Source organism: Streptomyces nigra, from assembly GCF_003074055.1.
GTDB classification, from domain to species: Bacteria; Actinomycetota; Actinomycetes; order Streptomycetales; family Streptomycetaceae; genus Streptomyces; species Streptomyces nigra.
This window is the reverse complement of record NZ_CP029043.1, coordinates 5,157,231-5,176,460: the sequence shown is the minus strand read 5'-3', so window position 1 is coordinate 5,176,460 and position 19,230 is coordinate 5,157,231. Positions and strand designations below refer to the sequence as shown.

At 72.3% G+C, this 19,230-nt stretch carries 17 protein-coding genes; 11 read left to right on the top strand and 6 right to left on the bottom strand.

All coding sequences use genetic code 11. The annotated features are described in order from the left end of the window. Nucleotide 1: 1 nt before the first annotated feature. The 3 genes from DC008_RS24175 (at nucleotide 2) to DC008_RS24165 (ending at nucleotide 2,028) form a co-directional block, all read left to right on the top strand. Nucleotides 2-652: an AIM24 family protein gene (locus DC008_RS24175; RefSeq protein ID WP_108708746.1), complete on the top strand. Its 651-nt coding sequence runs from the start codon at nucleotides 2-4 to the stop codon at nucleotides 650-652. Next, nucleotides 649-1,446 (top strand): AIM24 family protein, encoded by a 798-nt coding sequence (locus tag DC008_RS24170; protein ID WP_108708745.1) that lies wholly within the window; start codon nucleotides 649-651, stop codon nucleotides 1,444-1,446. The genes DC008_RS24175 and DC008_RS24170 overlap by 4 nt, the downstream gene beginning before the upstream one ends. 105 nt (nucleotides 1,447-1,551) lie before the next feature. Next, nucleotides 1,552-2,028: a MarR family winged helix-turn-helix transcriptional regulator gene (locus DC008_RS24165; RefSeq protein WP_055625003.1), complete on the top strand. Its 477-nt coding sequence runs from the start codon at nucleotides 1,552-1,554 to the stop codon at nucleotides 2,026-2,028. Between the two features lie 208 nt (nucleotides 2,029-2,236). Here the strand turns inward: DC008_RS24165 and DC008_RS24160 are convergent, their stop codons facing one another. Both DC008_RS24160 and DC008_RS24155 read right to left on the bottom strand, forming a co-directional pair. Then, complete coding sequence (locus DC008_RS24160) at nucleotides 2,237-3,688, bottom strand: sensor histidine kinase (RefSeq protein ID WP_108708744.1); 1,452 nt, start codon at nucleotides 3,686-3,688, stop codon at nucleotides 2,237-2,239. Further along, nucleotides 3,685-4,362, bottom strand: a complete 678-nt coding sequence (locus tag DC008_RS24155; RefSeq protein WP_108708743.1) for a response regulator transcription factor — start codon at nucleotides 4,360-4,362, stop codon at nucleotides 3,685-3,687. The genes DC008_RS24160 and DC008_RS24155 overlap by 4 nt, the downstream gene beginning before the upstream one ends. Nucleotides 4,363-4,495: 133 nt before the next feature. On the opposite strand from DC008_RS24155, the gene DC008_RS24150 reads away from it, so the two are divergent. Then, nucleotides 4,496-5,182, top strand: a complete 687-nt coding sequence (locus tag DC008_RS24150) for a PepSY domain-containing protein (RefSeq protein WP_108708742.1) — start codon at nucleotides 4,496-4,498, stop codon at nucleotides 5,180-5,182. Nucleotides 5,183-5,192: 10 nt separating this feature from the next. Here DC008_RS24150 and DC008_RS24145 read toward each other — a convergent pair whose 3' ends face one another. The 3 genes from DC008_RS24145 to DC008_RS24135 form a co-directional block, all read right to left on the bottom strand. Beyond that, on the bottom strand, nucleotides 5,193-6,434 hold the full coding sequence (locus DC008_RS24145) for an MFS transporter (RefSeq protein ID WP_108708741.1): 1,242 nt from the start codon (nucleotides 6,432-6,434) through the stop codon (nucleotides 5,193-5,195). A 305-nt stretch (nucleotides 6,435-6,739) separates the two neighbouring features. After that, nucleotides 6,740-7,696: a methylmalonyl Co-A mutase-associated GTPase MeaB gene (gene meaB, locus DC008_RS24140; protein WP_108708740.1), complete on the bottom strand. Its 957-nt coding sequence runs from the start codon at nucleotides 7,694-7,696 to the stop codon at nucleotides 6,740-6,742. Nucleotides 7,697-7,748: 52 nt separating this feature from the next. Further along, nucleotides 7,749-8,951: an acetyl-CoA C-acetyltransferase gene (locus DC008_RS24135; RefSeq protein WP_079033892.1), complete on the bottom strand. Its 1,203-nt coding sequence runs from the start codon at nucleotides 8,949-8,951 to the stop codon at nucleotides 7,749-7,751. Nucleotides 8,952-9,099: 148 nt separating this feature from the next. On the opposite strand from DC008_RS24135, the gene mce reads away from it, so the two are divergent. The 7 genes from mce to DC008_RS24100 all read left to right on the top strand — a co-directional run bounded on the left by mce (nucleotide 9,100) and on the right by DC008_RS24100 (nucleotide 18,850). Beyond that, nucleotides 9,100-9,540 (top strand): methylmalonyl-CoA epimerase, encoded by a 441-nt coding sequence (gene mce, locus DC008_RS24130; RefSeq protein ID WP_108708739.1) that lies wholly within the window; start codon nucleotides 9,100-9,102, stop codon nucleotides 9,538-9,540. 209 nt (nucleotides 9,541-9,749) lie between these two features. Next, complete coding sequence (gene scy, locus DC008_RS24125; RefSeq protein ID WP_108708738.1) at nucleotides 9,750-13,565, top strand: polarized growth protein Scy; 3,816 nt, start codon at nucleotides 9,750-9,752, stop codon at nucleotides 13,563-13,565. 183 nt (nucleotides 13,566-13,748) lie between these two features. Continuing rightward, a complete protein-coding gene (locus DC008_RS24120) occupies nucleotides 13,749-14,684 on the top strand; it encodes a coiled-coil domain-containing protein (protein ID WP_055625012.1) in 936 nt (311 codons plus the stop codon). Nucleotides 14,685-14,826: 142 nt separating this feature from the next. Continuing rightward, entirely contained in the window at nucleotides 14,827-15,795 is a 969-nt protein-coding gene (locus tag DC008_RS24115) for an ABC transporter ATP-binding protein (protein ID WP_108708737.1), read from the top strand. Continuing rightward, nucleotides 15,795-16,565 (top strand): ABC transporter permease, encoded by a 771-nt coding sequence (locus DC008_RS24110; protein WP_108708736.1) that lies wholly within the window; start codon nucleotides 15,795-15,797, stop codon nucleotides 16,563-16,565. Before DC008_RS24115 ends, DC008_RS24110 begins: the two co-directional genes overlap by 1 nt. A 138-nt stretch (nucleotides 16,566-16,703) precedes the next feature. Further along, nucleotides 16,704-17,981: an ABC transporter ATP-binding protein gene (locus DC008_RS24105; protein WP_108708735.1), complete on the top strand. Its 1,278-nt coding sequence runs from the start codon at nucleotides 16,704-16,706 to the stop codon at nucleotides 17,979-17,981. Beyond that, nucleotides 17,978-18,850, top strand: a complete 873-nt coding sequence (locus DC008_RS24100; RefSeq protein ID WP_108708734.1) for an ABC transporter permease subunit — start codon at nucleotides 17,978-17,980, stop codon at nucleotides 18,848-18,850. The genes DC008_RS24105 and DC008_RS24100 overlap by 4 nt, the downstream gene beginning before the upstream one ends. Nucleotides 18,851-18,854: 4 nt before the next feature. Here DC008_RS24100 and DC008_RS24095 read toward each other — a convergent pair whose 3' ends face one another. Further along, a complete protein-coding gene (locus DC008_RS24095; RefSeq protein ID WP_108708733.1) occupies nucleotides 18,855-19,187 on the bottom strand; it encodes an ATP/GTP-binding protein in 333 nt (110 codons plus the stop codon). Nucleotides 19,188-19,230 lie beyond the last annotated feature (43 nt).

The window sequence follows — 19,230 nt, the reverse complement described above, 5'->3', positions numbered from 1 at the left end:
GATGGGCTTCCGTGAGATCAACTCCAAGATGATCGAGGCGACGGTCGTCCCCGGGCAGCGGCTGTTCAGTCAGCGCGGCGCGATGCTCGCGTACAAGGGCGACGTCTCCTTCACCCCGAACACGGCCGGCGGCCAGGGCGGGATCATGTCGATGATCGGGCGCCGGGTGGCCAATGAGGACACCCCGCTGATGACCGTCGAGGGCAACGGCACGGTGCTGTTCGGGCACGGCGGCCACCACATCCAGGTGATCGACCTGACCGGGGACACCCTGTGCGTCGAGGCGGACCGGCTGCTCGCCTTCGAGGGCACCCTCCAGCAGGGCACGCTGTTCCTCGGCTCGCAGGGCGGCGTGATGGGCATGGTGCGCGGGCAGATCAGCGGGCAGGGCCTGTTCACCACGACCCTCAAGGGGCACGGCTCGGTGGCGGTCATGGCGCACGGCGGTGTCCTCGAGGTCCCGATCACCCCGCAGCGCCCGGTCCACGTCGACCCGCAGGCGTACGTCGCCCACCACGGCGACGTGCGCAACAAGCTGTCGACGGCGCTGGGCTGGCGGGACATGGTGGGCCGGGGCTCCGGCGAGGCGTTCCAGCTGGAGCTCAGCGGCAGCGGTGCGGTGTACGTGCAGGCGTCGGAGGAGAAGCTGTGAGCCACTACCCGGGCGCGGGTCCCACGGTGTACGACCCCATGACGCTGCCCAGCGACGACAACGTCAATTCCTACACCTTCTGCGTGGAGCTCAAGGGGAACCAGTGGTTCCTGCAGAAGGGCAAGATGATCGCGTACTACGGCTCGATGGAGTTCAACGGCATCGGGCACGGCCGTCTGGACCGACTTGTCCGTACGTCCTTCCATTCGCCACTGCACGCGAGCGACTGGGTCGTGGCGGAGGGCTCGGGCAAGATGCTGCTGGCCGACCGGGCTTTCGACGTCAATTCGTACGACCTCGAAGACGGCAACCTGACCATTCGCTCGGGCAACCTGCTCGCTTTTCAGCCAACTCTTGCCCTCAAGCAATCGATCGTGCCGGGTTTTCTGACGCTGATCGGAACCGGAAAGTTCGTGGCCGCATCTAACGGGCCGGTGGTGTTCATGGAACCGCCGATCCGGGTGGACCCCCAGGCGCTCGTCGGCTGGGCCGACTGCCCGTCGCCGTGCCACCACTACGACCATGGCTATATGACCGGCGTGATGGGCGGTCTACGTGCACTGACGGGCCTCGGAGGGGCCTCCGGGGAGGAGCATCAGTTCGAGTTCGTCGGGGCCGGCACGGTGCTGCTCCAGTCGAGCGAGACCCTCATGGCGGAGCAGGCCACAGGGGTGCTTCCGCCGGACGCCGGAGTCCCCGGTTCCGGTGGGGCGCACACAGGCCCTTCACAAGCGGGCGGGGCACCGCGCCTTCCCGGACAGCTGGGAGACCTCCAGCGTCGCTTCGGGCTGTGAGCGGTAGTCTGCGGAGTGTGACATCGAACGTGTGCGCACACGAGTGACCCGTCACAGACCACCCCTCACTAGTTCGCCTTTCAACATTTTAGGTAGACTTCATTCATGGAGACCGAGACGGCCACCCGCTGGCTGACCAATGCGGAGCAGTGCGCCTGGCGCACCCACCTGGAGGTCAACAGGCTGTTGACGTACCAGCTCGAGAAGGACCTCCAGCCGTTCGGCCTGACAATGAACGACTACGAGATCCTGGTGAACCTGTCCGAGTCGGAGGACGTACGGATGCGGATGAGCGACCTCGCGTCGGCCACCCTCCAGTCCAAGAGCCGGCTCTCCCACCAGATCACCCGGATGGAGAACGCCGACCTGGTCCGGCGCGAGAACTGCGAGTCCGACCGGCGCGGGCTCTACGCGGTCCTCACCGAGCACGGCATGGAGACGATGAAGAAGGTCGCGCCGCATCACGTGGCGTCCGTGCGCAGGCACTTCATCGACCTGCTCTCCCCCGAGGCGCTGACCGAGCTCGACAAGGCCCTCAAGCCGATCGCCGAGCATCTGCGCAGCCAGCGCGGGCGCCCCTAGGGGGCGTCTCGTCGATCATGCCGGGCTCCCGGCGCCTGGCACCGCGCCTCGCCGCGTTGTCGTCACTCTCCCCCACGCTCGAACGAGCTCCCGCGGGGGCACCCCCACCGCGCCGCATCGACTCCCTCCTCCGCCTTGCGATGCACGGCACCGGACACCGGGAGCTGACCCGGCCTGATCGACAGGACACCCCTGGGGCGTCCGGCGCCTACCGAGCCCGCGGCAGGCGGAGCTCGAACAGAGCTCCGCCCGCGGGCGCCCGGCCCACGGTCAGCGTCCCCCCGTGCCGCACGGCCACGTCACGGGCGATGGCCAGACCGAGCCCGGCACCCCCGTCGTCCCGGCTGCGCGCCTCGTCCAGCCGGACGAACCGCTCGAAGATCCGCTCCCGGTCGGCCTCCGGCACCCCGTCCCCGTCGTCGGCGACGGCCACGACCGCCCACTCCCCCTCCGCCCGCACGCCCACGGTGACCGCCGAACGGGCGTGTCGCCGCGCGTTGTCCAGCAGGTTGGTGAGCACCCGCCCCACCTGCGCCCGCGACCCGGCCACCGGCACCTCGTCCGCCGTCACCGTCACCCCGGCCCGCCCCTCGGCGTGCTCGCGGGCCAGCGCGCCCAGGTCGAAGCGCGCGTCCCCCGGCCGCTCCCCCGCGTCCAGCCGGGCGAGCAGCAGCAGGTCCGCGGCGAGCGTCTGCAGCCGTACGGTGTCCGTCACCGCCCCGTCCAGGTCGAGCAGCTCGGGGTGCGCGGCGCCCACCTCCAGCTGGGTGCGCAGCGAGGCGATGGGGCTGCGCAGCTCGTGCGAGGCGTCGGCGACGAAGCGGCGCTGGCGTTCCACGGAGCTCTCCAGCGCGGCCAGCGTCTCATTGGTCGTCAGGGCCAGCCGGGCCACCTCGTCATGGGTGGCCGGGACCGGGACGCGGCGCGCCAGGTCCTCGCTTGCGGTGATGGCCGCCATCTCGCGCCGGATGCCCTCGACCGGGCTCAGCGCGCGCCGGGTGACCAGCCAGGTCGCGCCCGCGACGACCGCGAGCAGCAGCGGGAAGCCGATCAGCATGGCGGTGGTGGCGGTGCCGACGGCGCTGCGCTCGGCCGCGAGCGGCGCCCCGGCGTACACCGTGAACTTCCCCCGGTCCTCGAACTCCACCTCGACGGCGGCGAAGCGGTAGTCCGCGGTGGTGCCGTCGATGGTGGCCGTGCCGGTGCTGAAGTCCGTGTCGGAGTCGACTTCGCCGCGGGGGGCGGGGTCGTCGTCGTCCGGCCCGTCGGAGCCGTTCGCGTCGTCGGAGTCGTCTGCGTCGTCGTCGGCCTCCCCGCCCGCCGGTCCGCCCGAATTCCGCGACCGGGCGGTGTCGACGCCTGCGCCGGTGACGCGCTCCAGGTCCTCGCTCGCCGCGACCACCCTTCCGCGTTCGTCGACGATCTGGACGGGCCGGTCGTCCTCGTCGAGGCCGGTGAGCCTGTCGTAGGGCCGGCCGTCGGACAGCTCGACGGCGACGGCCCGCGCCGCGCTCGCCGCCTCGGACTCCGCCTGCCCCGTCAGATCGGAGCGCAGCGACAGCAGGACGGCCGCCCCGGCGGCGAGCAGGGCCACCGCGACCACCAGCGTGGCGGCCAGCGTCGCCCGGGAGCGGACCGAGCCGAACCAGCGACGCGTCATGACGCCGTCTCCGGACGCTCCAGCCGGTACCCGGCGCCCCGGACGGTCCGGATGAGCTCGGGCCGCAGCTTGCGCCGCAGCGCGCTGACGTACACCTCGACGATGTTCGGGTCGCCGTCGTAGGCGAAGTCCCAGACGTGGTCCAGGATCTCCGACTTGGACACCACCTCGCCGGGCCGTGTCACGAGCGTCTCCAGCACCGAGAACTCCCGGGTGGTCAGCGGCACCTCGTCGGCGCCGAGGAAGACCCGGCGGGCGGCCGTGTCGACCCTGAGGTCGCCGAGGACGTGGACGGGTGAGGCGCCCGCGCCCTGCCGGCCGCGCCGCAGCAGCGCCTTGACCCGGGCGACCAGGACGACGTACGAGAACGGCTTGGTGAGGTAGTCGTCGGCGCCCGTGTCCAGGCCCTCCGCCTCGTCGTACTCGCCGTCCTTGGCGGTGAGCATGAGGATGGGCACGTCGTGGCCGGCGGCGCGCAGGGCGGCGCAGACCCGGTAGCCGTTCATGCCGGGCAGCATGATGTCGAGGATCACGAGGTCGTGGATCCCCTCGCCGGCCAGGTGCAGCCCCTCCAGGCCGTCGTGGACGACGTCCACGGCGTAGCCCTCGGCGGTCAGGCCCTTGGCGAGGGACCGGGCCAGGCGTCTTTCGTCCTCCACGATCAGCAGGCGCATGCGTACAGCCTGGCAAAGCCCACCTGAAGACGTCTTCAGGGTCCTTCAGCTTCCTCTCAGCATCGAACGGGCACATTGAATCCCGTCGAAAGGCACCGAGCCGGAATGTTCGGCGGAAACCGGGAGGAAATCCATGAAGCGCAACATCGTCCTCGCCACCGTGGCCGCGGCGGCCCTCATCGGCGGCGGCACGGTCGCGGCCTACGCGGGCAGCGGTGACGACGGCGCGTCGCCCCGGCAGTCGGACATCCGGGTCGCCGACGACCGCGACGACGCGCCGAAGGACGACACCGACGACCGGGACGACGCCCGGGACGACCGGGACGACGCCCGTGACGACCGCGAGGAGGCCGCTTCGCAGGCGCGGGGCGCCGATGTCACCGCCGCCGAGGCGATCGCGGCGGCGCTGGAGCGGACGCCGGGCACGGCCGTCTCCGCCGAACTGGACGACGACGGCTCGCGCGTCTGGGAGGTCACCGTCGTGAAGGCCGACGGCACCGAGCACGACGTACGGGTCTCCGCCGGCGACGGCAAGGTCCTGAGCGACCGGCGCGACGACGACGGTGACGACGACGGCCGCACGGACCTCGCCGCGCTGAAGGGCTCCACGGTGGATGCCCGCGAGGCCGCCGAGGCGGCGGCCGCGAAGGGCACCGTCGTCGAGATCGACCTGGACGACGACGGCCCGGCCGTCTGGAAGGCCGAGACCACCAAGGGCGAGTGGAACGTCGACCTCGAGAGCGGCGCGGTGACCGCGCACCACGACGACACGGGCCAGGACGACGACCGCGACGACCGTAACGACCGCGACGACGACTGACGTCAGGACGTCAGGACGTCTTCGCCGCACGAACCCCGTCCCCCACGGGTCGAGGGGCGTCACCCCGCCGGGTGGCGCCCCTCGCCACTGTCCCGGCCACCAGCAGGGTCGCCGCGCCGGTCGCCGCCAGGCACCAGCCCGTCGGCAGGAGTCCCGCCAGCACCCCGGCGCCCGCCGTCCCGGCCGTACTGCCCGCGTTGACCGCGGTGTTGACCCAGGCGCCGGCCCGCACCCGGGCATGCGCCGGGGCCGCCGCGTCCGCGAGGAGGTAGGCCGTGGTGAGGGCGGGCGCCACGAAGAACCCGGCCGCCGCCATGACCGCCGTGAGCGTGCCGAGGCCGGTCGCCAGGCCCGCGAGCAGCACCGCGAGGCCGAGACCGGCCGTCAGCAGCGGCAGCCGTACGCCGGCCGAAGTACGCCAGGACACCGCGCCGTTGAGCAGCCCGCCGACGGCGCTCCCTGCCGACAGGGCGGCCAGCGGCCAGGCCGCGCCCCCGCCGCCCGGGCCGTGGCCCTCGGCGAACGCGACGACGAGCAGATCGACGGCGCCGAGCGCGAGCCCGACGCCCAGGGCGGCGAGCACGGGCCGCCGGATCGTGCGCAGGACACGGCCCCGGCCGCCCTCGTGTTCCTTCGCTCCCGCACGTTCGGGCCGTACCGACCGCACCACGGGCGACAGGACGAAGCCGGCCGCGCCCGCCGTGATCAGCGCCGCCCCGGCCGCGATGCCGACGGCCGGCGGGGCGAGGGCGACGACGAGGCCGACGAGCAACGGGCCCGTGACGAACAGCAGTTCCTCGGCGACGGCGTCCAGGCTGTAGGCGCGCCGCAGCAGATCCGGGTCGGGGGCGATCCTGCCCCACACGGCCCGCATGGCCGGGCCGAGCGGCGGCGTACAGGCCCCGGCCGCGGCGGCCACGGCGCCCACGACGAGCGGCGGGGCGGCACCCGGCCGCCAGACGACGGCCGTCAGCAGCCCGAGCAGCCCGGCGTAGGCGGCGGTCATCGGGACAAGGGCCCGGCGCGGCCCGTGCCGGTCGATCAGGGCCGCCCGGGCGGGCGACAGGAAGACGCTCGTCGCGGAGAACAGCGCCATCACGGCGCCCGCCACCGTGAAGGACCCGCTGGTCCGGGTCACGGCGAGCATCAAGGACAGGGGAACGATCCCGTACGACAGCCGGCCCAGCAGGGCGGCGGCGAAGGTCGTCCGGGCATGGGGCAGGCGCAGCACGTGCGCGTAGGAGGCAGGCATGGCGAGTCCTCGCGATGGCGTGGAGGAAGGGGACACCGAGGGGCCACGGGAGCCGTCGGGCTCGGACCGCGGCCCGGTGTCCGCCTACGCCAAGGAGAGGTACATGCGGATCAAGGTAGCAAGAAGGACCGACGCGGCCTAGGGTCTTTCGTTTGGATCAGGCCGGATCAGGGAGCGGGGTCCGGTGCCGTGCATCGCAAGGCGGAGGACGGCGCCATGGCGACCGACGACAACGCGGCGAGGTGCGGCACCGGACCCCCGCGACCCCGGCGAGAGGGCGTGCCGGGCGTCTTTGCGGACACGGCCTAGGTGCGCGTCAGGCCCTCCACCAGTTCGTCCGCCGCGCGGTACGGGTCGAGTTCGCCGGCCGTGATCCGCTCCGCGAGGGCGCCGAGACGGCGGTCGCCGTGCAGGTCGGCGATGCGTTCGCGAAGGGCGGTGACGGCGATGGTCTCCACCTCGCGGGCGGCGCGGGCGCGCCGGCGCTCGGCCAGGACGCCCCGCTCCTCCATCCAGGCGCGGTGCTTCTCCAGGGCCTCCACGACCTCGTCGACGCCCTCGCCGCGGGCGGCGACCGTCTTGACGATGGGCGGGCGCCAGTCGCCGGGGCCGCGGGACTCGCCGAGGCCCAGCATGTGGTTGAGCTCGCGGGCGGTGGCGTCGGCGCCGTCGCGGTCCGCCTTGTTGACGACGTAGACGTCGCCGATCTCCAGGATGCCCGCCTTCGCGGCCTGGATGCCGTCGCCCATGCCGGGGGCGAGGAGGACGACGGAGGTGTCGGCCTGGGAGGCGATCTCCACCTCCGACTGACCCACGCCGACGGTCTCCACCAGGATCACGTCGCAGCCGGCCGCGTCGAGGACGCGGATGGCCTGCGGGGCGGCCCAGGCGAGGCCGCCGAGATGCCCCCGGGTCGCCATGGACCGGATGTAGACGCCGGGGTCGGAGGCGTGGTCCGACATCCGGACCCGGTCGCCGAGCAGCGCCCCTCCGGAGAAGGGCGAGGACGGGTCGACGGCCAGGACGCCGACCCGCTTCCCCTGCTTGCGGTAGGCCGTGACGAGCGCGGAGGTCGACGTCGACTTGCCCACGCCCGGGGACCCGGTCAGACCGACGACGTAGGCGTTGCCGGTCAGCGGGGCCAGTGCCGCCATGACCTCCCGCAGCTGCGGGGACGCCCCCTCCACGAGGGAGATCAGCCGGGCCACGGCCCGCGGCCGGCCTTCCCTGGCCTGGGCCACCAGGGTGGAGACGTCCTGCATCACAGCTCCGTTCACAGATCGTTCGCTACTGCGTCGTCCTCGCGAAAGGACGTCAGGCCTTCGGTACCCGCACGATCAGCGCGTCACCCTGACCGCCGCCACCGCACAGCGCGGCCGCGCCGACGCCGCCGCCGCGCCGCTTCAGCTCCAGGGCCAGGTGCAGCACGAGCCGGGCACCGGACATGCCGATCGGGTGGCCCAGGGCGATGGCACCACCGTTGACGTTCACCTTTTCCGATGACACGCCGAGGTCCTTCATTGACTGCACCGCGACGGCGGCGAAGGCCTCGTTGATCTCGATCAGGTCGAGGTCGGAGACCTCCAGGCCCTCCTTCTTCAGGGCGTGCAGGATGGCGTTGGACGGCTGGGACTGCAGCGAGTTGTCGGGGCCCGCGACATTGCCGTGGGCGCCGATCTCGGCGATCCAGTCCAGGCCGAGCTCCTGGGCCTTGGCCTTGCTCATGACGACGACCGCGGCGGCGCCGTCGGAGATCTGCGAGCTGGAGCCGGCCGTGATCGTGCCGTCCTTGGCGAACGCGGGACGCAGCTTGCCGAGCGACTCGGCGGTGGTGTCGCCGCGGATGCCCTCGTCCTTGCTGAACAGGACCGGGTCGCCCTTGCGCTGCGGGATCTCGACCGGGGTGATCTCGGCCTCGAAGACGCCGTTCTTCTGGGCGGCTGCGGCACGCTGGTGGGACAGGGCGGCGATCTCGTCCTGCTCGGGGCGGGCGATGCCGAGACGGGTGTTGTGCTTCTCCGTGGACTCGCCCATGGCGATGTTCTCGAAGGCGTCGGTCAGGCCGTCGTGCGCCATCGCGTCGAGCACCTGCACCGCGCCGTACTTGTAGCCCTCACGGGACTTGGGCAGCAGGTGGGGCGCGTTGGTCATGGACTCCTGACCACCGGCGACGATCACGTCGAACTCGCCGGCGCGGATCAGCTGGTCCGCGAGGGCGATGGCGTCGAGGCCGGACAGACACACCTTGTTGATGGTGAGCGCCGGGACGTTCATGGGGATGCCGGCCTTGACCGCGGCCTGGCGCGCCGGGATCTGCCCCGCCCCGGCCTGGAGCACCTGGCCCATGATCACGTACTGGACCTGGTCGCCACCGATCCCCGCACGGTCGAGGGCGGCCTTGATGGCGAAGCCGCCGAGGTCGGCTCCGGAGAACGACTTCAGCGAGCCCAGCAGCCGTCCCATCGGGGTACGGGCACCCGCGACGATGACGGACGTCGTGCCGTTTCCAGAAGACATGAGGTGAGATCCCCTTCCAGCCTGCACAGCCGAGGAGTGAACGAGGGTTTACTTCGAATGTACTGAGTGGCACTCCGTGCCGTCACCGGGCCGTCGGTGTGATCGCGCGCACGTTGCGTAACCACCCCGTGAGCGCTCCACTGAATCCATGCTGACGCGAATCGACCACATCGGAATCGCCTGCTTCGATCTCGACAAGACCGTCGAGTTCTACCGGGCCACCTACGGCTTCGAGGTCTTCCACTCCGAGGTCAACGAGGAGCAGGGCGTCCGCGAGGCCATGCTCAAGATCAACGACACCTCCGACGGCGGCGCCTCCTACCTGCAGCTTCTCGAGCCGACCCGCCCGGACTCCACCGTGGCGAAGTGGCTCGACAAGAACGGCGAGGGCGTCCACCACATCGCCTTCGGCACCGCCGACGTGGACGGCGACGCCGCCGCGATCAAGGAAAAGGGCGTGCGCGTGCTCTACGAAGAGCCGCGGCGCGGCTCCATGGGGTCACGCATCACGTTCCTGCACCCCAAGGATTGTCATGGTGTTCTGACAGAACTGGTCACTTCGGCGCCTGTTGAGTCACCTGAGCACTGACCCTCGTACATAGGGGCCGGTAGGGTGGGGGGCGGTCGCTCTCTGAACCGAGGTGACCGCATGCCGGGGTCCGGGTATCGGGGGGCGAGCGTCGGGGCAGCAGCCCATGCTCCGCCGTTGATCTGACACCATTCCCCGGGGGCACCGTCCGTTCGGACGGACGGGGCTCATGGCCAGGGATGCGACCAGGGGACGGATGGGACCGCGCAGTGCGGGGCTACGAACGCCAGGAGCGAGAGCCGGCGGCTGACGTCGACCACCTCTCTCGGTTCGAGGCCGAGATGGATCGGCTGAAGACCGAGCGGGAGAAGGCGATCCAGCACGCCGAGGACCTCGGCTACCAGGTCGAGGTGCTGCGCGCCAAGCTTCACGAGGCGCGCCGCACCATCATGTCCCGGCCCGCCTTCGACGGCGGTGACATCGGATACCAGGCCGAGCAGTTGCTGCGCAACGCCCAGGTGCAGGCCGACCAGCTGCGCCAGGAGGCCGAGCGCGAGCTGAGCCAGGCCCGCGCGCAGACGCAGCGCATCCTCCAGGAGCACGCCGAGCAGGCCGCCCGGCTCCAGGCCGAGCTGCACCAGGAGGCGGTCACCCGCCGCCAGCAGCTGGACCAGGAGCTCGCCGAGCGCCGGCAGACCGTCGAGTCGCACGTCAACGAGAACGTGGCCTGGGCGGAGCAGCTGCGCGCCCGCACCGAGCAGCAGGCCCGCCGGCTGCTGGACGAGTCGCGCGCCGAGGCCGAGCAGGCCCTGTCGGCCGCCCGCGCCGAGGCCGAGCGGCTGGCCGGAGAGGCCCGCCGCCGGCTGACGGACGCCGCCGAGGAGGCCCGTACCGAGGCGGAGCAGATCCTGCGCCGGGCACGGACCGACGCCGAGCGCCTGCTGAACGCCGCCTCCACCCAGGCCCAGGAGGCCACCGACCACGCCGAGCAGCTGCGCAGCTCCACGGTCAACGAGTCGGACGCCGCCCGCCGCCAGGCCCTCGAGCTCAGCCGGGCCGCCGAGCAGCGCATGGCCGAGGCCGAGGAGGCGCTGCGCAAGGCGCAGTCCGAGGCGGAGAAGCTGGTCACCGAGGCCAAGGCGGCCGCCGAGAAGACGCTGTCCGGGGCCGAGTCGGCCAACGAGCAGCGCATGCGCACGGCCAAGGAGCAGGTCGCCCGGCTGGTCGAGGAGGCCACCAAGGAGGCCGAGAACACCAAGGCCGACGCCGAGCAGGTCATCGCCGACGCCCGCGCGGAGGCCGAGAAGGTCCTCGCGGAGGCCGCCGAGAAGGCCCGCACGCTCACCGCCGAGGAGAGCGCGACCCAGCTGTCCAAGGCGGCCAAGACCGCCGAGGACGTGCTCAACAAGGCGCAGCAGGAGGCGCAGAACACCACCAAGGCCGCCGTCGAGGAGGCCGAGCGGATCCGCCGGGAGGCGGAGACCGAGGCGGACCGGCTGCGCGCCGAGGCGCACGACATCGCCGAGCAGCTCAAGGGCGCGGCGAAGGACGACACCAAGGAGTACCGGGCCAAGACGGTCGAGCTCCAGGAGGAGGCCCGCCGGCTGCGCGGCGAGGCCGAGCAGCTGCGCTCGGAGGCCGTCGCCGAGGGCGAGAAGATCCGCGCGGAGGCCCGCAAGGAGGCCGTCCAGCAGATCGAGGAGGCGGCCAAGACCGCCGAGGAGCTGCTGGCCAAGGCCAAGCAGGACGCGGACGACCTGCGCCAGAAGGCCACCACGGACAGCGAGAAGGTCCGCACCGAGGCCATCGAGCGGGCGACGACGCTGCGCCGGCAGGCCGAGGAGACGCTGCAGCGCACCCGGCAGGAGGCCGAGCGGCACCGCGAGGAGGTCGTCGAGCAGGCCGAGGGCATCAAGGCCGACGCCGAGCGGGCCGCGCAGGAGCTGCGCGAGGAGACCGAGCGCGGCGTCGAGGCGCGCCGCGCGGAGGCCGCCGAGGAGCTGACGCGGCTTCACACCGAGGCCGAGCAGCGGCTCGCGGCGGCCGAGGAGGCCCTGCGCGACGCCCGTGAGGAGGCCGCCCGTATCCGCCGGGAGGCCGCCGAGGAGACCGACCGGCTGCGCGGCGAGGCGGCCGAGCGGATCCGTACGCTCCAGCAGCAGGCCGAGGAGGAGGCCGACCGGCTGCGCACCGAGGCCGCGTCGGACGCGTCGGCGTCCCGTGCCGAGGGTGAGGCCGTCGCCGTACGGCTGCGGTCGGAGGCCGCGGCCGAGGCCGAACGGCTGAGGTCGGAGGCCCAGGAGAGTGCCGACCGGGTACGTGCCGAGGCGCAGGCCGCCGCCGAGCGGCTGGCCACGGAGGCGTCGGAGACGCTGGCCGCCGCCCAGGAGGAGGCCGGCCGGCGCCGCCGCGAGGCCGAGGAACTGCTCGGTTCCGCACGCCAGGAGGCCGACCAGGAGCGCGAGCGGGCCCGCGAGCAGAGCGAGGAACTGCTGGCCTCCGCCCGCAATCGGGTGGAGGAGGCGCAGACCGAGGCCGAGCGCCTGGTCGAGGAGGCCGACCGGCGCGCCACCGAGATGGTGTCGGCGGCCGAGCAGCACGCGCAGCAGGTCCGCGACTCCGTGACCGGGCTGCACGAGCAGGCCCAGGAGGAGATCGCCGGGCTGCGCAGCGCCGCCGAGCACGCGGCCGAGCGCACCCGTCGCGAGGCCGAGGAGGAGGCGGACCGGGTCCGTTCCGACGCCTACGCCGAGCGGGAGCGGGCCGGCGAGGACGCCGCGCGGCTGCGGCGCGAGGCCAAGGAGGAGACGGAGGCCGCCAAGTCGCTGGCCGAGCGCACGGTCGGCGAGGCCATCGCCGAGGCGGACCGGCTGCGCACGGAGGCCACCGAGCACGCCCAGCGGCTGCGCACCGAGGCGTCCGACACGATCGCGGAGGCGGACCAGGCGGCGTCCCGGACCCGGGCGGACGCCCGCGAGGACGCCAACCGCATCCGCTCGGACGCGGCGGAGCAGGCCGACACGCTCATCACCGAGGCCCGTTCCGAGGCGGAGCGGCTGCAGTCGGAGACGATCGCCGAGGCCGACCGGATGCTGGCCGAGGCGCACGCCAAGGCCGAGGAGCTGCGCGCGGAGGCCGCGGACACGGTCGGGTCGGCGCAGCAGCACGCCGAGCGGGTCCGCAGCGAGTCGGAGCGGGTGCGGGCCGAGGCGGCCGCGGAGGCGGAGCGTCTGGTGGCCACGGCCCGCGAGGAGGCCGAGCGCACCCTGGACGAGGCCCGCAAGGACGCCAACAAGCGGCGTTCGGAGGCGGCCGAGCAGGTCGACACGCTCATCACGGAGACCACCGCCGAGGCGGACAAGCTGCTCACCGAGGCGCAGCAGCAGGCGCACAAGACGACCGCGGACGCCGAGGCGCAGGCCGACACGATGGTGGGCGCGGCCCGCAAGGAGGCCGAGCGGCTGGTCGCCGAGGCGACGGTCGAGGGCAACACCGCGGTGGAGAAGGCCCGTACGGACGCCGACGAACTGCTGGTCGGGGCCCGCCGGGACGCCACCGCGATCCGGGAGCGGGCCGAGGAGCTGCGCGACCGCATCACCAGCGAGATCGAGCAGCTGCACGAGCGCGCCCGGCGGGAGGCCGCCGAGACGATGAAGTCGACCGGCGACCGCTGCGACGCGCTCATCAAGGCGGCCGAGGAGCAGTTGTCCAAGGCGCAGGCGAAGGCCAAGGAGCTGGTGTCGGAGGCCAACTCCGAGGCGGGCAAGGTCCGTATCGCCGCGGTGAAGAAGGCCGAGGGGCTGCTCAAGGAGGCCGAGCAGAAGCGGGCGACGCTGATCCGCGAGGCCGAGGAGCTGAAGGCGGAGGCGATCCGCGAGGCCAAGGCCACGGTCGAGGAGGGCAAGCGCGAGCTGGAGGTCCTCGTCCGGCGCCGCGAGGACATCAACGCCGAGATCTCACGCGTCCAGGATGTGCTGGAGGCGCTCGAGTCCTTCGAGGCTCCGGGCGGCGCGAAGGACGGCGGGGTCAAGGCGGGGGCGACCGTGGGGGCTCCCCGATCGGGTGGCAAGGCGTCCGACGGCTAGCGTCCGGGGCGGGTTCCGGTGTCTCCTGGGGGCTTTGACCGGGTTTTTGGCAAGCCGTCCGACGGTTAGCCACTCAAAAGGGGTCTCATTCTCCAGATCAAACACGTATCCGCTCGATGACACACCGCTTCGGCCCCTAGGATTCCACTTATCACCTCACCGGTCTCATTCGACAGGAACCCCATGAGCGACACTTCCCCCTACGGCTTCGAGCTTGTGCGGCGTGGGTACGACCGCGCTCAGGTGGACGAACGGATCTCGAAGCTCGTCTCCGACCGTGACAGCGCTCTCGCCCGTATCACCGCCCTGGAGAAGCGCATCGAGGAGCTCCACCTCGAGACGCAGAACGCCCAGGCGCAGGTGACCGACTCCGAGCCGTCGTACGCGGGCCTCGGCGCGCGTGTCGAGAAGATCCTCCGCCTCGCCGAGGAGGAGGCCAAGGACCTGCGCGAGGAGGCGCGGCGGGCGGCGGAGCAGCACCGCGAGCTCGCCGAGTCGGCGGCCCAGCAGGTGCGCAACGACGCGGAATCGTTCGCGGCGGAGCGCAAGGCCAAGGCCGAGGACGAGGGTGTCCGCATCGTCGAGAAGGCGAAGAGCGACGCCTCTCAGCTGCGTTCCGAGGCGCAGAAGGACGCTCAGTCCAAGCGCGAGGAGGCGGACGCCCTCTTCGAGGAGACCCGCGCCAAGGCCGCGCAGGCCGCCGCCGACTTCGAGACCAACCTGGCCAAGCGCCGGGAGCAGTCGGAGCGCGACCTGGCCTCGCGTCAGGCCAAGGCCGAGAAGCGCCTCGCCGAGATCGAGCACCGCGCCGAGCAGCTGCGCCTGGAGGCCGAGAAGCTGCGCACCGACGCCGAGCGCCGTGCCCGCCAGACGGTGGAGACCGCGCAGCGCCAGGCCGAGGACATCGTGGCGGACGCGAACGCCAAGGCCGACCGGATCCGTTCGGAATCCGAGCGCGAGCTGGCCGCTCTCACCAACCGCCGCGACAGCATCAACGCACAGCTGACCAACGTGCGCGAGATGCTGGCGACCCTCACGGGCGCCGCGGTGGCCGCCGCCGGCACCCCGGCCGAGGACGAGCCGATCTCCCGCGGGGTCCCCGCGCAGCAGACCCGGTGACCGGCTGACGCCGTAGAACGACCGAGGCCCGTGCCCCTTCGTGGGGCGCGGGCCTTCGCCGTGCGCGGGCTGAACGGAATTACCGAGGACTGTTTGCACCGCCCGGGTGGCATCGGCCCAACGGTCCCCCTAGCGTGGCCGCATGATCGAGCTGTCGGGGCTGACCAAGCGGTACGGCGAGAAGGTGGCGGTGAACAACCTGTCCTTCACCGTCAGACCGGGCATCGTCACGGGCTTCCTCGGCCCGAACGGCGCGGGCAAGTCGACGACGATGCGGATGGTGCTGGGCCTGGACCATCCGACGGCCGGTGACGTCCGTATCGACGGCCGGCACTACCAGGAGCTCAAGGACCCGCTGACGTACATCGGCGCCCTGCTGGAGGCGAAGGCCTGGCACGGCGGCCGCAGCGCCTACAACCATCTGCTGTGTCTCGCGCAGAGCAACGGCATCCCGGATGCCCGGGTCCGCGAGGTGCTGGAGACGGTCGGCCTGACCGCGGTCGCCCGCAAGAAGACCAAGGGCTTCTCGATGGGCATGGGGCAGCGCCTGGGCATCGCGGCCGCGCTGCTCGGCGACCCCCGGATCCTGATGTTCGACGAGCCGGTCAACGGCCTCGACCCCGAGGGCATCCACTGGATCCGCAATCTGATGAAGTCGCTGGCCGCGCAGGGCCGTACGGTCTTCGTCTCCTCACATCTGATGAGCGAGATGGCGCTGACCGCCGACCACCTCGTCGTCATCGGGCAGGGCCGGCTGCTCGCCGACACCTCCATGGCCGACTTCATCGCCCGCAACTCCCGGGCGTACGTCCGCATCCGCAGCCCCCAGCGGGAGCGGCTGCTCGACCTGTTGCACACCGAGGGCGTCACCCCGGTCGAGGCGGGCGACGGCGCGCTGGAGGTCGACGGCGCCACGTCCGAGCGGATCGGGGAGCTGGCGGCGCGGCACCAGATCGTGCTGCACGAGCTGAGCACCCAGCAGGCGTCCCTGGAGGAGGCCTTCATGCAGCTGACCGCGGAGTCGGTCGAGTACCACGCGCACACCGGTCAGGCCCCGGCCCCGCCGCCTGAGCGGCAGCAGGCGTGGGGCGAGGGCTGGAGGAGGAACTGATGGCGACGACGCAGGTACTCCGCTCCGAGTGGACCAAGATCCGCTCGGTGGCCTCCACGGTGTGGACGCTGTCCCTGGCGCTGGTCGTGACCGTGGCCCTCGGCATGCTGATCTCGGCCCTGTCGAGGAACGAGTTCGACAATCTGAGCGAACGGGACCGGCTGGAGTTCGATCCGACCTTCATCAGCTTCGCGGGGATGAGCCTCGGTCAGCTCGCGATGATCGTGTTCGGGGTGCTGGTCGTCTCGAACGAGTACAGCACCGGCATGATCCGGATCTCGCTGGCCGCCGTGCCGCGCCGCGGCACCTTCCTGTTCAGCAAGATCGCGGTGGCGACCGCGCTGGCGCTGGTTGTCGGCCTGGCGACCAGCTTCCTCACGTTCTTCCTCGGGCAGGCGATGCTGGGCGACCACCGGGCGTCGATCGGCGACCCGGGAGTGCTGCGGGCGGTGTTCGGCGGCGGGCTGTACATGATGCTCATCGCGATGTTCTCGATGGGGATCGCGGCGATGCTGCGCTCCCCCATGCTGTCGCTGGGCATCCTGATGCCGTTCTTCTTCCTGGTCTCCAACATCCTCGGCAACGTCTCCGCCACCGAGAAGGTCGGCCGCTATCTGCCCGACCAGGCCGGCAGCGCGATCCTCCAGGTGGTCACCCCGGTCGACGACGACCGTCCCTACGGCCCCTGGGGCGGGCTCGGCATCATGGCGCTGTGGGTGATCGCGGCCCTCGTCGGCGGCTATCTCACGCTCCGGAAGCGGGACGCCTAGGCACATAAGGGGTGATCCGGGGCCGGTGGGGCGAAGTTTTACTCGCCCTTGAGTGGAACCGTCAGCGCCCTTATATCCTCCTAACCCTTACGGGGGGCGTGCGCCCCGCTGTCCTGAACCTTTCGATGGGTGCGGAGCATGATCGAGGCAGTCGGCCTGACCAAGCGCTACGGCGACAAGACCGCTGTGTACAACCTGTCCTTCCAGGTGCGGCCCGGTGCCGTCACCGGCTTCCTGGGGCCCAACGGCTCCGGCAAGTCGACGACGATGCGCATGATCCTCGGTCTGGACAACCCGACCGCGGGCCACGTCACCATCGGCGGCTACCCGTACCGCAGGCTGCCGAACGCGCCCCGCCAGGTCGGCGCGCTGCTCGACGCCAAGGCGGTCCACGGCGGCCGGTCCGCCCGCAGCCATCTGCTGAGCCTCGCGCAGCTCGCCGGCATCCCGGCCCGGCGGGTGGACGAGGTGCTGGGCGTGGTCGGCCTCCGGGACGTCGCCGGGCGCCGCTCCAAGGGCTTCTCCCTGGGCATGGGCCAGCGCCTGGGCATCGCGGCCGCCCTGCTCGGCGACCCGCAGGTGCTGCTGTTCGACGAGCCGGTCAACGGCCTCGACCCCGAGGGCATCCACTGGGTGCGGAACCTGATGAAGTCGCTGGCGGCCGAGGGCCGTACCGTCTTCGTCTCCTCCCACCTGATGAGCGAGATGGCGCTGACCGCCGACCACCTCATCGTGATCGGGCGCGGCCAGCTGCTCGCCGACATGAGCGTGAAGGACTTCATCGCGGCGAACTCCGCCGGATTCGCCCGGGTCCGCACCCCCGACACCGAGCCGCAGCTGCGCGAGAAGCTGGCCGGCGCGCTCACCGAGGCGGGCGGACATGTGCTGCCCGAGCAGGACGGCGCGCTGCGGGTGACCGGGCTGCCGCTCCCGCAGATCAGCGACATCGCCCACAGCTCGGACGTACGGCTGTGGGAGCTGTCGCCGCACCAGGCCTCGCTGGAGGAGGCGTACATGCGGATGACGCAGGGCGCCGTCGACTACCGCTCGACCGCGGACCAGAAGGAAGGGCTGCAGCGGCCGCTGCCGCCCGGCGCCCAGCCGCCGATGCCGGTGCCCGGCCAGGGCCAGCCCGGCTGGTACGCCCCGCCGCCGCCCCCGCAGGGGGCGCCCGGCCCCTACGGCGCGCCCGCGGGCCCCGCCGCCGCGCCGGGGGCGCCCCCGGCCAACCCGTACGCCCAGCCGGCCGCCCAGGCGCCGCAGGAGGCGCCCGCGAGCCAGGCGCCCGCGCCGCAGCCCGCCGCCGCGCCCGCGCCCCCGCAGGCGCCCGCCCAGCCGCCCGCGCCGCCCACGCCGGCCGCCGCGCCGCAGGAAGCCGCCCCCGCCGCCCCGACCAAGTCCGAGGAAGCCCGATGAGCACGCCCCAGCCCCCGATGCCGCAGACCGCCGCACCGACCTGGCAGGCGGCTCCCGGTCAGCCGTACCCCACGTACACCTCGCCGATCCCGGTGGTGCGCACGCACCTCGGGCACGCGCTCGCGTCCGAGTGGACGAAGATCCGGTCGGTGCGCTCCACGGTGTGGACGCTCGGGGTGTTCGTGGCGCTCGTGGTCGGCATCGGCCTGGCGGTGGCCGCGCTGATCGCCGCCAACGCCTCACAGGAGAGCCTGGCGGGCGAGAGCCCCCTGCCGTTCGGGTTCTTCGGCCTGCTGCTCGGCAGCATCTGCATCATCACGCTCGGCGTGCTCACCACGGCGTCGGAGTACGGCACCGGCATGATCCGGACCACGATGACGGCCTGCCCGACCCGCGGCCGGGTGCTGGCGGCGAAGGCGATCGTCTTCTTCGCGGTGGCGTTCACGGTGACGCTGGTGTCGGCCGTCCTGGTCGCCCTGGCGGACGTCGCCATGCTGGACGGCGCCCGCGAGCCGTCGACCGAGGAGTGGCTGAAGGGCACCGTCGGCGTCTCGCTCTATCTGGCGCTGCTGGGGCTGCTGTCGCTCGTCGTCGGCTCGGTCATCCGGCACTCGGCGGGCGCGATCACGATCATGATCGGCCTCCTGCTGGCGCCGCTGGTGATCGCGCTCTTCATGTTCGCGGAGAGCCTGCAGGACCTGCAGCAGGCGCTGTTCGAGTACTCCATCCCGAACCAGCTGGGCGTCTTCTACGCGCAGTCCCTGTCGCAGTCCGGCCCGGACGGCTGGGACCCTCTGTGGATCATGCTCGGGGTGACGGCCGCCGTGTTCGCGGGCGCCTGGGCGCTGCTGGAGCGGCGCGACGTGTAGCCCCTCAGAACCTCGGCGCGTTACGGGACCGCTGCACCCGCGTGGTGCGGCGGTCCTTCGCGTTCCAGCACGCCTTGTGCCAGTGGCGGCGGTCGTCGACGCCCACGTGGTCCGGCCAGGCGACCACGTGCGGGACACCGTCCGGGATCATCTGGTCGCAGCCCGGGCAGCGGTACGTCTTACCGTGCGCGCTCGAGCCCGCCACATGCCGTACGTTCCAGTCCTCGCCCTGCCAGCTCTCCGCGGACTGCCAGCCGCCGTAGCGGCCGGTGCGGTCCTCCGCGGAACCGCGGCCGGACGGGCCGGCGCCCTTGGATCGGTTGCGACGCGGGGACACGGGACACCTCACGGAGCTATACAGGACGGGGGTCGACTCAAGC

What these genes read in the sequence shown, in the direction of transcription:
- mce (WP_108708739.1), top strand. Translation starts at nt 9,100, where the DNA reads ATGCTGACGCGAATCGACCACATCGGAATCGCCTGCTTCGATCTCGAC.
- DC008_RS24110 (WP_108708736.1), top strand. Translation starts at nt 15,795, where the DNA reads ATGGCGACGACGCAGGTACTCCGCTCCGAGTGGACCAAGATCCGCTCG.
- DC008_RS24100 (WP_108708734.1), top strand. Translation starts at nt 17,978, where the DNA reads ATGAGCACGCCCCAGCCCCCGATGCCGCAGACCGCCGCACCGACCTGG.
- DC008_RS24105 (WP_108708735.1), top strand. Translation starts at nt 16,704, where the DNA reads ATGATCGAGGCAGTCGGCCTGACCAAGCGCTACGGCGACAAGACCGCT.
- DC008_RS24155 (WP_108708743.1), bottom strand. Translation starts at nt 4,362, where the DNA reads ATGCGCCTGCTGATCGTGGAGGACGAAAGACGCCTGGCCCGGTCCCTC.
- DC008_RS24135 (WP_079033892.1), bottom strand. Translation starts at nt 8,951, where the DNA reads ATGTCTTCTGGAAACGGCACGACGTCCGTCATCGTCGCGGGTGCCCGT.
- DC008_RS24175 (WP_108708746.1), top strand. Translation starts at nt 2, where the DNA reads ATGGGCTTCCGTGAGATCAACTCCAAGATGATCGAGGCGACGGTCGTC.
- DC008_RS24160 (WP_108708744.1), bottom strand. Translation starts at nt 3,688, where the DNA reads ATGACGCGTCGCTGGTTCGGCTCGGTCCGCTCCCGGGCGACGCTGGCC.
- DC008_RS24120 (WP_055625012.1), top strand. Translation starts at nt 13,749, where the DNA reads ATGAGCGACACTTCCCCCTACGGCTTCGAGCTTGTGCGGCGTGGGTAC.
- DC008_RS24165 (WP_055625003.1), top strand. Translation starts at nt 1,552, where the DNA reads ATGGAGACCGAGACGGCCACCCGCTGGCTGACCAATGCGGAGCAGTGC.
- DC008_RS24150 (WP_108708742.1), top strand. Translation starts at nt 4,496, where the DNA reads ATGAAGCGCAACATCGTCCTCGCCACCGTGGCCGCGGCGGCCCTCATC.
- meaB (WP_108708740.1), bottom strand. Translation starts at nt 7,696, where the DNA reads ATGCAGGACGTCTCCACCCTGGTGGCCCAGGCCAGGGAAGGCCGGCCG.
- DC008_RS24145 (WP_108708741.1), bottom strand. Translation starts at nt 6,434, where the DNA reads ATGCCTGCCTCCTACGCGCACGTGCTGCGCCTGCCCCATGCCCGGACG.
- DC008_RS24115 (WP_108708737.1), top strand. Translation starts at nt 14,827, where the DNA reads ATGATCGAGCTGTCGGGGCTGACCAAGCGGTACGGCGAGAAGGTGGCG.